12 protein-coding genes are annotated in these 14,952 nt (G+C 31.9%); 4 read left to right on the top strand and 8 right to left on the bottom strand.

Translation table 11 applies throughout. The features are described from left to right. Nucleotides 1-92: 92 nt before the first annotated feature. The 5 genes from ACE193_RS14580 to nusB form a co-directional block, all read right to left on the bottom strand. Nucleotides 93-956 (bottom strand): hypothetical protein, encoded by an 864-nt coding sequence (locus tag ACE193_RS14580; protein WP_375558954.1) that lies wholly within the window; start codon nucleotides 954-956, stop codon nucleotides 93-95. A gap of 378 nt (nucleotides 957-1,334) precedes the next feature. Further along, nucleotides 1,335-2,261: a hypothetical protein gene (locus tag ACE193_RS14575; RefSeq protein ID WP_375558953.1), complete on the bottom strand. Its 927-nt coding sequence runs from the start codon at nucleotides 2,259-2,261 to the stop codon at nucleotides 1,335-1,337. Between the two features lie 208 nt (nucleotides 2,262-2,469). Continuing rightward, nucleotides 2,470-3,012 carry a DUF1573 domain-containing protein gene (locus ACE193_RS14570; protein WP_375558952.1) on the bottom strand — a complete coding sequence of 181 codons (543 nt, stop codon included), beginning with the start codon at nucleotides 3,010-3,012 and terminating at the stop codon, nucleotides 2,470-2,472. Between the two features lie 127 nt (nucleotides 3,013-3,139). Then, complete coding sequence (locus tag ACE193_RS14565; RefSeq protein ID WP_375558951.1) at nucleotides 3,140-3,445, bottom strand: YtxH domain-containing protein; 306 nt, start codon at nucleotides 3,443-3,445, stop codon at nucleotides 3,140-3,142. Between the two features lie 168 nt (nucleotides 3,446-3,613). Next, a complete protein-coding gene (gene nusB, locus ACE193_RS14560; protein WP_375558950.1) occupies nucleotides 3,614-4,786 on the bottom strand; it encodes a transcription antitermination factor NusB in 1,173 nt (390 codons plus the stop codon). Between the two features lie 468 nt (nucleotides 4,787-5,254). Between nusB and ACE193_RS14555 the strand changes: the two genes are divergently transcribed. From ACE193_RS14555 to rfbA, 4 genes are all read left to right on the top strand, one after another. Further along, nucleotides 5,255-5,962, top strand: coding sequence for a DUF5683 domain-containing protein (locus ACE193_RS14555; protein WP_375558949.1), 708 nt, complete (start codon nucleotides 5,255-5,257; stop codon nucleotides 5,960-5,962). 140 nt (nucleotides 5,963-6,102) lie between these two features. After that, nucleotides 6,103-6,870 (top strand): 4-hydroxy-tetrahydrodipicolinate reductase, encoded by a 768-nt coding sequence (gene dapB, locus ACE193_RS14550; protein ID WP_375558948.1) that lies wholly within the window; start codon nucleotides 6,103-6,105, stop codon nucleotides 6,868-6,870. 180 nt (nucleotides 6,871-7,050) lie between these two features. Then, nucleotides 7,051-8,328 (top strand): signal peptidase I, encoded by a 1,278-nt coding sequence (gene lepB, locus ACE193_RS14545; RefSeq protein ID WP_375558947.1) that lies wholly within the window; start codon nucleotides 7,051-7,053, stop codon nucleotides 8,326-8,328. A 205-nt stretch (nucleotides 8,329-8,533) separates the two neighbouring features. Further along, nucleotides 8,534-9,415 carry a glucose-1-phosphate thymidylyltransferase RfbA gene (gene rfbA / locus ACE193_RS14540; protein WP_375558946.1) on the top strand — a complete coding sequence of 294 codons (882 nt, stop codon included), beginning with the start codon at nucleotides 8,534-8,536 and terminating at the stop codon, nucleotides 9,413-9,415. 122 nt (nucleotides 9,416-9,537) lie between these two features. On the opposite strand, the gene ACE193_RS14535 is transcribed toward rfbA, so the two are convergent. The 3 genes from ACE193_RS14535 to fabF all read right to left on the bottom strand — a co-directional run bounded on the left by ACE193_RS14535 (nucleotide 9,538) and on the right by fabF (nucleotide 14,709). Next, complete coding sequence (locus ACE193_RS14535; protein ID WP_375558945.1) at nucleotides 9,538-11,835, bottom strand: 7TM diverse intracellular signaling domain-containing protein; 2,298 nt, start codon at nucleotides 11,833-11,835, stop codon at nucleotides 9,538-9,540. Nucleotides 11,836-12,523: 688 nt separating this feature from the next. Beyond that, a complete protein-coding gene (rnc, locus tag ACE193_RS14530; protein ID WP_375558944.1) occupies nucleotides 12,524-13,270 on the bottom strand; it encodes a ribonuclease III in 747 nt (248 codons plus the stop codon). Nucleotides 13,271-13,452: 182 nt separating this feature from the next. Then, a complete protein-coding gene (gene fabF / locus ACE193_RS14525) occupies nucleotides 13,453-14,709 on the bottom strand; it encodes a beta-ketoacyl-ACP synthase II (RefSeq protein WP_375558943.1) in 1,257 nt (418 codons plus the stop codon). Nucleotides 14,710-14,952: the final 243 nt, after the last annotated feature.

Below are 14,952 nucleotides of genomic sequence, written 5' to 3'. Positions count from 1 at the left end.
TTTTTGTATAGAATAACGTATTTTTTCTATTAATCTATATTATATCAGAGTTATTTATTGTGTTTTAACCTATTGAAATAGCAAATAGAATGTTAATTCTTAATAGAAAACTTATATTTATCACTCAATATTCTATCTCCATGACGTACTTGAAAATAGTATTTTTTCGCACCAAAGGTAGAAGCAGCTTGTTTCCATTCTACACGTTTGTATTCTGTATCAAAAACTTCATCTTGACAATAAACAGGAGCTTGACTTCCTTCTTCAAACAAACAAAGAGTTAGGGTTGCTTGGTTTGGGTTTCCATCTAATTTGAAAAAGTTCAAATCCAAATCAATGATTACTTGTCCAATATCAGATTGTGGATATGTTCCGTCTTCTTCTACCAAAAGTAACTTTGGACTATATCCATTGTCTTTCTTACGACTTGCTTCTAAATCTTTTTTATCTCTATAATAACAATCAAATTTATTGAAGGGAGGTATTTTATCAATAATATCTGTCAGTCCATCCATTACTTCATTGACTTCCTGCATTTGTTTTAATTGTTTTATCTTATTGACAATAAACTCATTATCTTCACGAAGTTTGCGTTTTTCTTCTCTAATTTCGGCGACACGCTTGTCTTCTAAAGCCAAATAACGATATTCCTTAAACTCTTTTTCTTTTTTGGATAAAGCTCCTTGATAACTTTTTATAGCTTTTTGAAGTTCTTGTGCTTTTCCCTTTAATTGGCTGGCTTCCTCGTCGGAAGATTCTCTGTTTTTGGCAAGCGCACGAATTGTTTGTTCTAATGTATCAATACGACGTTTCATCGTTTCGATTTCAGAATCTTGTTCTTTAATGATTTCCCTAGATTCATTGAGTGCTTCTTCTTTTGTATTGGTACAAGAAGTCAAAAAAACATTAGAAAATGATAAAGTAAAAAATAAAAAAAGGTAGATATATTTTTGCATTGCGTACTATTTATAATATTGTTTGTGAAAACACAACCAAATGGCAAGAAGGGAATTTTTATAGAAGTAAAACTCTTAGTGTTGCATGATTTTTAATTAAAAGACAAAGTTACTATTCGTTATGCTTTAAAAAAAATGTAGATTTTGAATTGAAAAAAATACATTTTGCGTATTTTAACTCCAAAATACGCAAAATCTATTAGTTTGAAAACAAACTTCAAAACTATTACTCAAAATTTGACAAAGAAAAATCCTTTTCTGATAGTTTGTATCAAAAAAGGATTGATTTTTACAAAGGTAATTCAGTAGAATATCAACAACAGTAAAGGTATTTTCAAGGTTGAAGCAAACTAAAAGCACTATTTTCATACTTCTTTATTATTCATTTTCAGAACTTACCACAATTCGCACTCCGTTTTCTTTTGTATCACTGATTGTCTTTACTTCATTTTCTTTAATAACTGATGCTACATTTTGTTTTCGTGTTGTGGTATCACCATTTTTTGGAGTTTGAAGAGGGACAGAAGTTACGACAATTTTCACACTATCTTCCGAATTGTTTTGAGAAGTCCCTTTTTGCTGATTTTGTGTAGAATCATTTTGCAATAATTCCTCTATCGGCGTTTTTGTATCTTGATAGGTATCCATCTCATTGGTAGGCTTATCTTCTCCCAAAAAGGATTCAAATTTTTGATGAAAATCAGTTGCTCTTTTCATCAATCCTTTTCTATATATTTTCATCGTTGGAGAAGCTGTTTTATTATAGATATAATTTTTTCGCTGTTTCAAAAGCCACTCCCACATTTGTTTTTTGGGTTGAGATTCGATGGCTTTTATGGTTTGCTGATTGAGTTTTCCTGTAACTTTTAGATTTGTGAAACCGTCTGCTTTTAATCGTTCTTGAAAGTAGCCGATTGAAGCAGGTGCAGCATAATACATTTCTGCAAAAAAAGCAGCGATTGCCAAGTCCTCAATAGCATTTGCCCCCGACATATACCAAAATTGCTCACGAATTTTAAAAACATCGTCATCTGTTAGATATTTAAAACGTTGAACAGTGGAAGGAATTTGAAATGTATCTGCCATAGCCAAAAAAGTTTTCCATTCTATACTTCTACTTACATAACGATAGCTATTTATATCTTCAGGATTTGGACGAATGGTATCGATTTTGTTTCCTTCGTACTTTTCTACGTGTGTAATCCAAGCATTGTAGGTTTGTTTGTGTGACTGACTAACCTTTATGATTCCATAAGCTGCCACCGAAGAAATTGATGCAATAAAGAGAATAAGAAGCGTTTTCATTTAGTAGTTTTTTAGTTAAAAAAATTAAGTTGTATTATTTTTAATTTCACTTTTTTAACAAAAACGTTTTTTAAGGTAGAAAAGTTTTTTATTGAATAAATCTAGTCTCATGTTTTCAACCTGCTTTATCGTAATAAACTAAAAAAGCATATCCTAATTTTTAGAATATGCTTTTTTGATTTATTTCTTGATACTCTTCAAATGTTTCTTACTTGTAAGGCGCACCACTTTTTGCATCTTCAGCTTCTACATTTCCTTTGAAAGAAATAACAGTTTGTCCTCCTTCAATATTTGCAGTTATTGTTGCAGTTTTGTTTTGCGCTCCTACTTTTCCAGAAGAGTTAAAACTAAGTGTAACACTTCCTTCAGCACCTGGTGCAACAGGTTCTTTTGTCCAGTCAGAAGCTGTACAACCACAAGACCCTTTTACATTAGTAACTACAAGAGGATTTTCTCCTGTATTAGTAAATTTAAAGGTATGATCTACCGTTTCACCTTGTTTGATGTTTCCAAAATCGTGTTCTGTTTCTTCAAATGTAATAGCAGCCATATTTGCAACTACTTCTGCTTCTGTATTCGCTACTTCTGTTGTTACAGCCGTAGAAGCATCATCAGTTACTGTATTTGCAATTTCTGTACTTGCACTTGTTTCGTCTGTACTTGCTTCACTAGATTTTTCACCAGAACAAGCTACAAAAAAACTACTCATTCCTAAAATAAGGAATGTTCCGATAATTTTGTTCATTTTCATATATGATTGATTTTTTGATGGAATAATTTTTAATAAATAGTTATACAAAGATACTACAAATTATTTTTTATAGTTTAAACTCAAGTAAAAATTTCGCCTACTTTGAATTCTAAGGTATTCTTATAAACTACTTTTGTGTACGAATTTGTGAAATAAGCGCATCAATTTCGGAGCGTAAATCTTCTGTACGTTCTCTTACATCTTCAATTACTTTTTTTCCTTCTTCTTGTGCTTCTTTAGAAAAAACACTTTCATTTGTAGAATTTATTTTATCTAAAAGCGAATTTACTCTATCACGAGTACGATAAAGGCGATAGTTTAGACGACTACGGGTATTTTTTCCTTTGTCTGGAGCATATAAAATCCCAAAAAATGTTCCAATGGCTGCTGCACCCACTACGCCAGCCAGCAATCCTATATGAGATGGTTTCATAGTATTATTATTTTATAAGTAATTGAAAATAAGTCTATAATAGGTCAATTACCTTGATTTAAGTTTGTGTTTTAGTAAGTATTATTTTGGTTAATGTTATACTAACGTATTTTTTGCTTTATAAGTTTGACAAAAATCATATTTTCAGTAGTTCGGAAAAAGCCTTTTTTATTGATTGTCCAAAAGCCCACGTCCACTTTTCTTGATTTGTCCTTCATTGACCAAATATTCAGAAACGGTATCCAAAATACCATTTACAAATTCTTTACTTTTTGGAGTACTATAGTTTTTGGCAAGCTCTACATATTCATTTATCGTAACTTTGACAGGAATACTTGGGCAGTGCATCATTTCACTAATTGCCATCTTCAAAATCAATGTATCTGTCATGGCAACTCTATTTATATCCCAGTTTTTGAGTCGTTCGCTGATAAGTTTTTCATTTTGCAAACTTTCATTTACTGTATTCTGAAAAAGTTCTTCAAAAAATTCTTTATCATCTTCCCAATTACGAGAAAGCAAATAAAGTTCCACAGGTTGATTATTTACAATATTCTCTTCTTCTATATTTTTGATAGTTTTGAGAAGCATATTACGAAGAACACTACGATTTTCTGTCCAATAAATATCATTTTCATCAAAAAATCCGTCTAAGACTTCATTTTGCATAATAAAATCTCTTGTCAGACTTATCATAAACTCTTTATCTTCTAAAAAAGTCGGATTTTTCAGACTGAGATATTTTTTATAAAACTCTTCTTCTTTAAGAATTTTGAACCAATGCTTTATGTTTTCAGTCGCCCAGTTTGAGCCTATCAATAATTCTTGTAATTCTTTATGTGCTACTAAATGCTTTATCAAAGCATTATTTGTAAAATGAAGTTCTGAATCAAAAACAATCTCGTTTGAATATTGCCTAGCCTTACGAGAATTGTATTCGGCTTCTGAATGGTCTGCCAAAGCCATGAGGAGTTTGAGAAGTTTGAGGTAATCATCATGAATTGCCTCTGTTTTCTTTATCATTTCTTGTCTTTGAAAACGTCTTTCTTTTTGGATTTGTGTATTGTACATACGCATTGCCTCACTAACAGCCACATCTACAGTTGGTTGTTCGCTTTTGGATTCCAAAGTTTCGTTTTGATAATTTGCTTCAAACAATTCTTTTCCTAATTTTCTTTTTTGAGCTACCTCTTCGGCTGTCGGAATGACCATCGAATTGAGGTTAGGTTCAAATTTTTGATGGATATAATCCAAGGCTAATTGATAATTGGAACGTTGAGCTTGCTCTAAAGCATACAAAGCCTGCATAGCTTTCAGGCGTAGAATACGACGATTTAACATTTTTGTATATGGAAAGTATCAAAACGAGTGAATAAAAAGAATAACCATTTGCTATTCTTATCATTTATATATTATCTTATTAGTTATAGGAGCTTTATTAAGCATCCACAAAAAACAAATAATCTATTTGACTACAAAAGTACAAAAAAATGTTTGAGTAGATAGAAATTCGTGATTATATTTTTAAATGTAGGAAGAAATTACTTATTCTCCATTTTTCAATCCTCATTATTCTAGTAGTGATTGTTGGAGTCTCTATCAACGCTAAAAACATATATCACACTTTTACCAACAACAGCTTTGATTGATATTTTATGTTAAAGGGTTCACAATTTTACCTAAAAGTAATTTTAAAATAAATTCAAAGTGGGTTATTTTTCGTTATTTTGCTATATCAACTAAGGAGTCTTTAAAATTCCCTAAGGTTTAAACAATAAATGACAAAGATTATCATAAAATTTTATTTCAATGAATAGGTTATTCTCATCATTATTAACTAAGCAAAAAACAATTTTAGCAGTATTACTCTGTATTTTTTGCTCTGTACTTTTAATTAACGCTAGTTTCGGACAAAATACAAAAACAGATTCTTTAACTACTCTTAAAGTAGATTCTACTTCACAAATTATCATTAAAGAAACAGTAAAAGACTCTACAAAGACAGCTAAAAAGATAAATAATGAACTAGATGTAAAGTTAGAACCCAAATTCAAACTTCGCCCTCCTACTCGTGCAGCACTTCTTTCGGCTGCTCTTCCAGGAGCTGGTCAATATTACAACAAAAAGGCATGGGCTATCAAAGTACCTGTGGTTTATGCTTTAATTGCCGTTCCTGCTTACCTTTCTATTACAAATCATGCAAATTATCGTACTTTTAGAGAAAATTATATATATATGCAAGACGAAAATCCAGCAACACAACCTGATGCTGATTTTGTAAATCGTTCGGCAGACCAAGTACAACGCCAACGAGATAGCTATCGCAGAGATAGAGATTTTTATATGATACTAACAGGTATTTTTTATTTATTGAATATTGGAGAAGCTACCACAACAGCACATTTCAATAATTTTGATATTGATGATGATATTTCGTTCAAATTCAAACCTCAAATGGAAAGTATCGGAACAAATGCTGACAAATTAGCTGGAGTTTCTTTAGTAATGACATTCTAATCAATTACGGATTACGGATTAAAAATTACGAACTTTATGATATAAGAAGAGAAATAAAAATTATACACTCAAAGTTATTATGTAATTGTTTATTTCATTGAAATTAACTGATTACTGGTAACTATTTACTGATTACTGACATGAAGATTGCGCTTTTAGGATATGGAAAAATGGGCAAAGAAATTGAAAAAATTGCACTTCAAAAAGGGCATTCTATTTCTTTCAAAATCAATAGAGAAAATAAAAATGATTTAGAAAAATTATCTCCTCAAAACACTGATGTAGTCATTGAATTTACTTCGCCTAAAAGTGCTTTTGACAATGTAAAACTCTGCTTAGAAAAAGGAGTTTCAGTAGTCTGTGGTTCGACAGGATGGAATGAGCAAAAAAAGGAAATTGAAACATTAGTTTTAGATAAGAATAAAGATAACTCTAAAAAATTGGCTTTCTTTTGGGCTTCTAATTTTAGTATTGGTGTGAATATTTTTTTAGAAATAAATGCCTTTGCAGCCAAATTAATGCAAAACTATGCTGATTATGATACAGAAATACTAGAAATTCATCATACAGAAAAGAAAGATGCACCAAGTGGAACAGCCATTACACTGGCAGAAACAATTTTAGAAAATTATGATTCGAAAGAAAATTGGCAATTAGTAGAAAAGAATCAAAGGAATAATCTGAATGAAAATTCTATAAATAAAACTACTATTCCTATCTTTGCAGAACGAGAAGAAGATGTAAAAGGAACGCATACCACTACTTATTCTTCAAACGTCGATGAAATTTCGCTTACACACAAAGCCTATTCAAGAGAAGGATTTGCAAAAGGAGCAGTTTTGGCAGCCGAGTTTTTGAAAGACAAAAATGGCTTCTTTGGAATGAAAGACTTACTCAAAACAAAATAGTTTTAGAAGTAAGAATCTAAAAACAGAGTGTAATAATTACTCTTTCTTAACTACCAACACTGTATCTAATCATTAAAAATTTCGTTAAAAAAGTACACCAAACTTCTTAGTCTATAAAAAAGCATTCTAATTATATCACACAGACAGGAGATTCTATTATACATATTAATAAAATAAATTATGGCATTTTTCAAAAAAAATCAAGTAGAAGAAGAGTCTAAAGACAAAACTCCCAAAAAGAAAAAAAGTGTCGCTAGAGAGTGGTTTGACTCTATTCTTTTTGCTGTTATTGCAGCGAGTTTAATTCGATGGCTTTTATTTGAACCTTTTCAAATCCCTACTTCTTCGATGGAAAATTCCCTTTTAGTAGGTGATTTTTTGTTTGTTAGTAAAGTACATTATGGAGCAAGAACTACAAAAACACCTCTGCAAATTCCACTCACACACCAAACTATTTGGGGAACAGATTCGACAAACTCCTATTTAGATTGGATTCAATTACCTCAATTTCGTTTACCTGGATTTTCTGATATAGAACGCAATGATGTCATTGTTTTTAATTATCCTGCTGAAGAACAACATCCTAGCGATTTGAGAACAAACTATATCAAACGCTGTGTAGCTATTGCAGGCGATGAGCTTGAAATTAAAGACCGAGTAGTTTATGTAAATGGAAATGCAATGGACTTTCCGAGCCAATCACAACATAAGTACATGGTCATTGCTTCTCAACTTTTGAATAAAGATACATTTTATGACCTCGGAATTCCGATAGACACTCAAACTGGTGCTGTCCAACCAACTCCTTATAACTATGATAAATATAATGATTTGCGTGGTTCTATGAATATGTTGATCGAAAATGGTAATGCTACTTTTGAGGGTGTAGAAAAATATAAAGAACAAGATGTATATGCTTACATAATGGATTTGAGTAAAGATGAAGTAGATGAAATAAAAAAACACCCTAAGTTATTTTTAGATGTTATTGTAAGTGTAGATGCCCAAGATGATTTGTTTCCTGCAAATGGAAATTATCTAAACTGGGACATCACAAAAACAGGTGCGACAGCTTCTGATTTTGATTGGAAATTAGATAATTTTGGTTCTTTGAAAGTTCCAAATGAAGGCTGGAAAATGCCTGTAACTCCTCAAAATTTGGCTTTGTATGGAAAATATATCAAAGATTATGAAGGAAATGATAATGTAGAAATTGATAATGGAAAACTCAAAATTGGTGGAAATGAGCTTTCTGAATATGTTTTTAAGCAAAATTATTATTTTATGATGGGCGACAATCGTCATTCGTCTGCTGATTCTCGTTTCTGGGGATTTGTTCCTGAAGACCATATTGTAGGAAAAGCAACCATGGTATTTATGTCTATTGACCCTGATTTTAATAAAGGAGGCTTTTTTAGTCGTATGCGCTGGGATAGAGCTTTTACAATTATAGAATAATATAAATCAGTGAACAGTTATCAGTAAACAGTTACCAGTTAAATACAAATTTCATTTTGGTAAAATTTATTGAAAACTAAGTAATTGTATTTAATATTTTTTTTAATTTAATAACAGATTACTAAATCATAGTTATTCTTCATTATTTAAGATAATTTTGAAATTAACTGATCACTGGTAACTATTTACTGGTAACTGATATAATATGAAAGGAATTATTTTAGCTGGAGGTTCTGGAACACGTTTGCACCCTCTCACACTCGTAATGAGCAAACAACTTTTGCCTGTTTATGACAAACCGATGATTTATTATCCTCTTTCGGTTTTGATGCAAGCAGGAATTAAGGATATTTTGATAATCACAACACCACACGACAACCCAAATTTTGTCAATCTTTTGGGAGATGGTTCGCAGTATGGTTGTAACTTTGAATATGCTATTCAAGAAGTACCCAATGGACTTGCACAGGCATTTGTGATTGGAGAAAAGTTTATTGGAGATGATAGTGTTGCACTTATTTTGGGAGATAATATTTTCTATGGTACAGGTTTACAAGAAACACTAAAGAAAAGTCAAAATCCAACAGGAGGAATCGTTTTTGCCTATCATGTAGCTGACCCAGAACGTTATGGAGTAGTAGAATTTGATAAAGACAAAAAGGCAATTTCTATTGAAGAAAAACCTTTAAAACCGAAGTCAAATTTTGCCGTTCCAGGGCTTTATTTTTATGATAATGATGTCATAGAAATTGCAAAAACTTTAGAACCGTCTGCACGAGGAGAATACGAAATTACAGACATCAATAAGCATTATTTGGAAAAAGGAAAACTCTCTGTTGAGATAATGGACAGAGGAACAGCTTGGTTAGATACAGGAACTTTTCATTCGTTGATGCAAGCAGGACAGTTTGTAGAAGTCATCGAAGCAAGACAGGATTTGAAAATTGGTTGTATTGAAGAAATTGCCTACAAAGAAGGTTTTATTTCTGCCCAAAAGCTAGAAGAACTTGCAAAACCATTGGTAAAAAGTGGCTATGGTTCGTATCTCTTGAAGATTTTGGCGCAGGAAAAGGAATTTGGAAAGTGATATATTTTAAAATCCACAAATAAATTTGTGGGTTTTATTTTTTGAATATATCAAAACCAATATCCACTATTTTTGGTAGTCTGTATTTTCATTAATCACTAATCGTTCATAACTCATCACTATTAAATTTCAATTCCAATCACAGTAATATCGTCTCGTTGAGGTGTTTCTAGTTGGTGCAAGTCTAACATTTCCATAAGCTCAACATACTGTTCTTCCATTGGCAAATGAAGGATTTCTTGTAGTGTTTCTTCAAATTTTCTTGAGCCTATTTTTTTACCCTCTGCATTGGGTTGGTCTATTAATCCATCACTTGTAAGATAAATTTTTGCACCTTTTTGCAGTTGTATTTTTTCACAAACAAAAGACTTTTCTTTTCGTGTTATTCCTCCAATAGACTTTCTTGTTCCTTGTAAAGTCTGTAATTTGTTTTCTGTATCTGCTTCATTTTTTCTACTCTCAGCATAATACAAAGGACGTTTTGCTCCTGTAAAATAAACGGTTCTGTCTGTTTCATTTGTTTCTTCCACAATACACAAGGCTACATCCATTCCATCAGCATTTGCTTTTTCATCTTGTCGAAGTGCTTTCTGAATTTTCTCATGTAGGGATTCTAATATTTCATCTGAATTGTATGTATTTTTTAAATGCACAATTTCATTGAGCAAAATAATTCCAATTACAGACATAAATGCCCCTGGAACACCGTGTCCTGTGCAATCAACGGCAGCAATAATTTTTTTAGTAATTTCTCCTCGTTGCAATTCGATAGGAGAACGACGAGGAAGAATAGATGGAGCAGCCGTTTGAATGGTCGCTGTCCAATAAAAATCGCCACTTACAATATCTTTAGGGCGAAAAATAACAAAATGCTTTTCAAAAGTTTGGTGTAGCGTTTCTTGAGACGGCAAAATGGCTTGTTGAATCTTTTCAGCATAACGAATAGAATCAGTCATTTGCTTATGTTGATGCGATATTTCATCAGACTGTAGTTGTAACTGTTCACTTTGTGTCAAAATTTCTACTTGTTTTTCTTCTAAAAGAATTGTCTTTTCGGTCAAATCATTGGTTCTCTGAATTACTTTATCTTCTAGTTCTTTATTTTTTGCCTCAATAAGTGCTTGTTTTTCTCTCTCTTGTTGGAGTTTGTTATGAATTAATTGTTTTCTTGTTTGATTAAAAGTAGCAGCTAATCCATACGAAAAAAGAGCCATTTGAAGTGTAATACTCGCCAAAACAATCGTTTCCAAATACCTAGAAGCATCAATAAAAAGTAGTAACTCCAAAGAATAAATGGTAATTGCAATTACAAAAAATGAATTTCCCCAAAGGAAATATTTGACATTTTTGTGTCCTTCATAATAACTTTTAAAACCTGCAAAAAGAAGTGCAATCAAAGAAAGTGGTAAAATAATCGTTGTCAAAACTCTTCCTAAATGCCAAAAACGTAAGAAATATAAAACTGTAATTGCTAAAGTAATATAGACCAAAACCTGAATAAAACGATGCCAAGCAGGTGCAAAAATAATTGTCTTTAAATGGTCTTTAGCAAACATAAGAAGTGCAAAAACCGACAAAATTCCACTAAAAAGCCGAACTCCAACATCAAAACGAGGATATTCCATCAAAAAAAGTTCGCCAAGCTGTCCGATATTACTAAAAATATAGGTAAAAATCAGAAAGTTATACAATACATAAAACAAATACTGTCTATCTCTAAGTGCAATAAAAACGAGTAAATTATAAATAAGCATGACCCAAATAGCACCATAAAAAAAGTTGTGAAAACTACGTGCTGTCAGAAACTCAGCTTCATAACCATCTGGTGTATAAGCCGTAAACCAACGGCGAAGGGAGTAACGAGTATCTTGTTCTGATAATTTGGTGCTACTATGCAAGCGAAAAAAAAATGTTTTTGTAGTCTGTGCAGGAATCTCTAATACAGAAACTGAAATTCCACCTCTTTTCACACTCCTTTCCGAACGAGGAATCAAAGAACCTCCAATTTGAGTAGAATAAATGCCTTCTGTTTCTTTCATAAAAAGCGTTACAGAATCTATAAAACCAGTAGGAATAAGTAACCTTTGAGTAGAAAAATGTGGGTTTTTGATACTCAAACGCAGCCAATATGTAGCTACATCTTCCGAAATATCGTGTAGTGTATAGGGAGTAAAAGAATAAGGATTGAGAGTTTCAAAAGTATAACTATTATCTCTATCCTTAAAAACATCAAAGTGAGTGTCTAATTGGTACTCTTCTTTTAAAGAATCCAAGACTAATATCCGTTCGATATCTATGTTTTTTGTAAAAGGCTGAGCAAATAAGCTAGAGGTAAAAATAAAAGTACATAACAAAAAACCTAAAACACTTACTTTGAATTTCAGATTTATTTTAAAATTTTCAAATCCTTGCTTTTTCATTTGAAAGGGGAAAGTAGAATTTTTTAGTTCTTAGTATGCAAATTACATGATTGTTAGTTAAGTTTAAAAATTATTTTGAGATTATCAAAAATACACCTTCTAGAAAAAATAATATTTTTGATTTTACTACTTTTTCAAACACCATGTAGTACTAAAGAAAGCCCATACAAAACACATATAAGTTTGCTCAACATTTTGAAGATAAAATTCATACTACTAGACACTTTTCCATAAATAGGTCAGTCCCAGAGGGCAGACCGTCTATGATAAAACTAAAAACAAGTAAAATTGACTATAAACGGTCTGCTCTACGAGGCTGACCTATACAGTAATTAGTTAGGGCAAACGCACGAAATTTTATTTTTTAAGAATTAGTTCAAGCGAGGACGCTTAAACCAGTTTTTGTCTAATTCAAGCGTCCTCGCTTGAATTTTAAAACTAAAAAAATAGGTCAAAAAGAGTGTAAAATCACACATTTTATTTTCGTGTGTTTGCCCTAGTAATTAGTAAAATGTCTAGTAGTATGGATAAAATTATTACTAATAAAAAAACAAGAAAAATGATAGGTAACCTTGATACACTTACTTGCTACTTTTACTCATGAAATGACTTTAGGTATTCATAACATAAAATATATCAAAATAATAAAAGGATTATTAGTTGAAAAATAGCTATTTATTATAATAATTTATTCAATATCTAATTCTTCACAAGCTCTTCTTGCTGCATCTTGTTGTGCATTCTTTTTAGTGTAGCCATTTCCTGTTGAGATAGGATTTTCATCTAATAAAACTTGTGCTACAAACTGACGGCTATTATTTTCTGCTTTATCTTTTGAGATAGAAAACTGAACGCTTCTATTTTCTTTTTGCGCCCATTCTATAAGTTTGGATTTATAATTTTTATCGGTTTCTATGATGGTTTGTAAATCCAAGTGAGTCAGTAAAATTCTATTAATTATAAATTTTTGACAAAAAGAAAATCCTTTATCCAAATAAACAGCACCAATAAACGCCTCAATGGCATCTCCATAAAGTGACTTGTGAGAATAAGCATTTTTTCGTTTGTTATCTACTTCGATAAGCTCATCCAAACCCATTTTTTTAGAGAGGTCTCCCAAAGAAGCTCTACTCACAATTCTAGAACGAATATCTGTCAAGAAACCTTCATTTTTATATGGATAGCGTTTGAATAAAAAATGAGCTACAATACTTCCCAAGACAGCATCTCCCAAATACTCTAAACGTTCGTTGCTTTCTTTAAAACCATCTTTATTTTCTTTTGCCACCGAAGTATGTTGCATGGCAAGTTTGTAAATAGAAAGATTGGTAGGCGATGTTCCGATAATACGTGTAATTGCATTATAGAGCCTTTTATCTGATTCATTAAGAGAAAATTTGCTAACTTTTGTAGCTATTTTACCAATCCAACTCATAGTTTAAGTTAAAACACTTTCTTTTCAGAATTGCTCGTGGGGACACGAGCAATGGTAAGTTATTTTTCAAAAATTGCCGTATTCTATAAGAACAGATAAAGCTTATTTTATTAAAAATTAATAGATAAAATAATAAACTTTATCGCTGCTCGTGTCCCCACGAGCGACCTAATCTAAAAAAATTATTCTTTATAACGACGCATTACGATTGAAGCATTGTGTCCACCAAAGCCAAATGTATTACTCAAAACTACATCAATATTTCTTTTTTCTGCTTTGTTGAGTGTAAGGTTCAGTTTTTGGTCAATCGCTTCATCAGGTGTTTCAAAATTAATGGTTGGAGGAACTACTTGTCTTTCCAATGCCATTACACATGCCAATGCTTCTATCGCACCTGCTGCACCAAGTAAATGTCCTGTCATAGATTTGGTCGAACTGATATTCATTTTATAAGCATGTTCTCCAAAAATAGTAGTAATTGCTTTTAATTCTTGTGGGTCGCCAAGAGGTGTAGAAGTTCCGTGAACATTTACATAATCTACCTCTTCTGGGCTAATTTCTGCATCTTTGAGTGCATTTTTCATTACATTAGCAGCTCCTAATCCTTCTGGGTGTGGTGCTGTCATGTGGTGTGCATCTGCTGACATTCCACCACCAATTATTTCACCATAAATTTTTGCACCTCTAGCTTTTGCATGTTCTAGTTCTTCCAAAACAAGAGAAATACCACCTTCTCCCATCACAAAACCATCACGAGTTTTGTCAAATGGTCTTGAAGCTGTTTGTGGAGAATCATTTCTTTCTGAAAGAGCTTTCATGGCATTAAATCCACCTACTCCAGATTCAATAATAGCCGCTTCACTTCCTCCCGAAACAATTACATCTGCTTGTCCCAAACGAATATAATTGAATGAATCAATGATTGCATTGGTAGAAGAAGCACATGCTGAAACGGTTACAAAATTAGGTCCTCTCAAGCCGTATTTGATAGAAATATGTCCTGAAACAATATCTACAATCATTTTAGGAATAAAGAAAGGATTGAAACGAGGAATGCCTGTTCCTTTATTAAAATCGGTTACTTCTTGTTGGAAAGTATGAATACCTCCAATTCCAGAACCCCAAATTACACCTGCACGGTCTGCATCTACATTCTTTCCTACTTCTAATCCAGAGTCTTCCATAGCTTGAGAAGCTGCACCTACTCCAAATTGAGCAAACAAATCAAGTCTTCTTGATTCTTTTTTGTCCATGTATTTGGTAATATCAAAGCCTTTGACTTCACAAGCAAATTTTGTTTTGAAGTTAGTAGTATCGAAATGAGTAATCATGTCGCAGCCACTTTTTCCTGCTTCTAGTGCGTCCCAAAACGTTTTGACATCGTTTCCTAATGGTGTAATAGCTCCTAGTCCTGTAATTACGACTCGTTTAAGTTGCATAAGATTATAGTTTGGGTAGAATGATGTGTGTTTGTGTGTTAGTATAAATTTAGAAAATAAATCTGAGCATTGAATTTTTGTATGTTATTCTATTGATAAAAACGTAATGCAAAAATTATTCATCAAAAATAACAACCCATTTTGGTAAGTGGGTATAAAGATAAGAATTTATAAAAAAATAAACCTACGGAGTAACACAAATTTACTCCGTAGGCTTGTACAAATTCAAATCAAATAAAGAAT

The organism is Bernardetia aquimarina (assembly GCF_042180575.1).
Taxonomy (GTDB): domain Bacteria; phylum Bacteroidota; class Bacteroidia; order Cytophagales; family Bernardetiaceae; genus Bernardetia.
The sequence above is the reverse complement of the archived record's forward strand: the minus strand, read 5'-3'. Positions and strand labels throughout refer to the sequence as shown.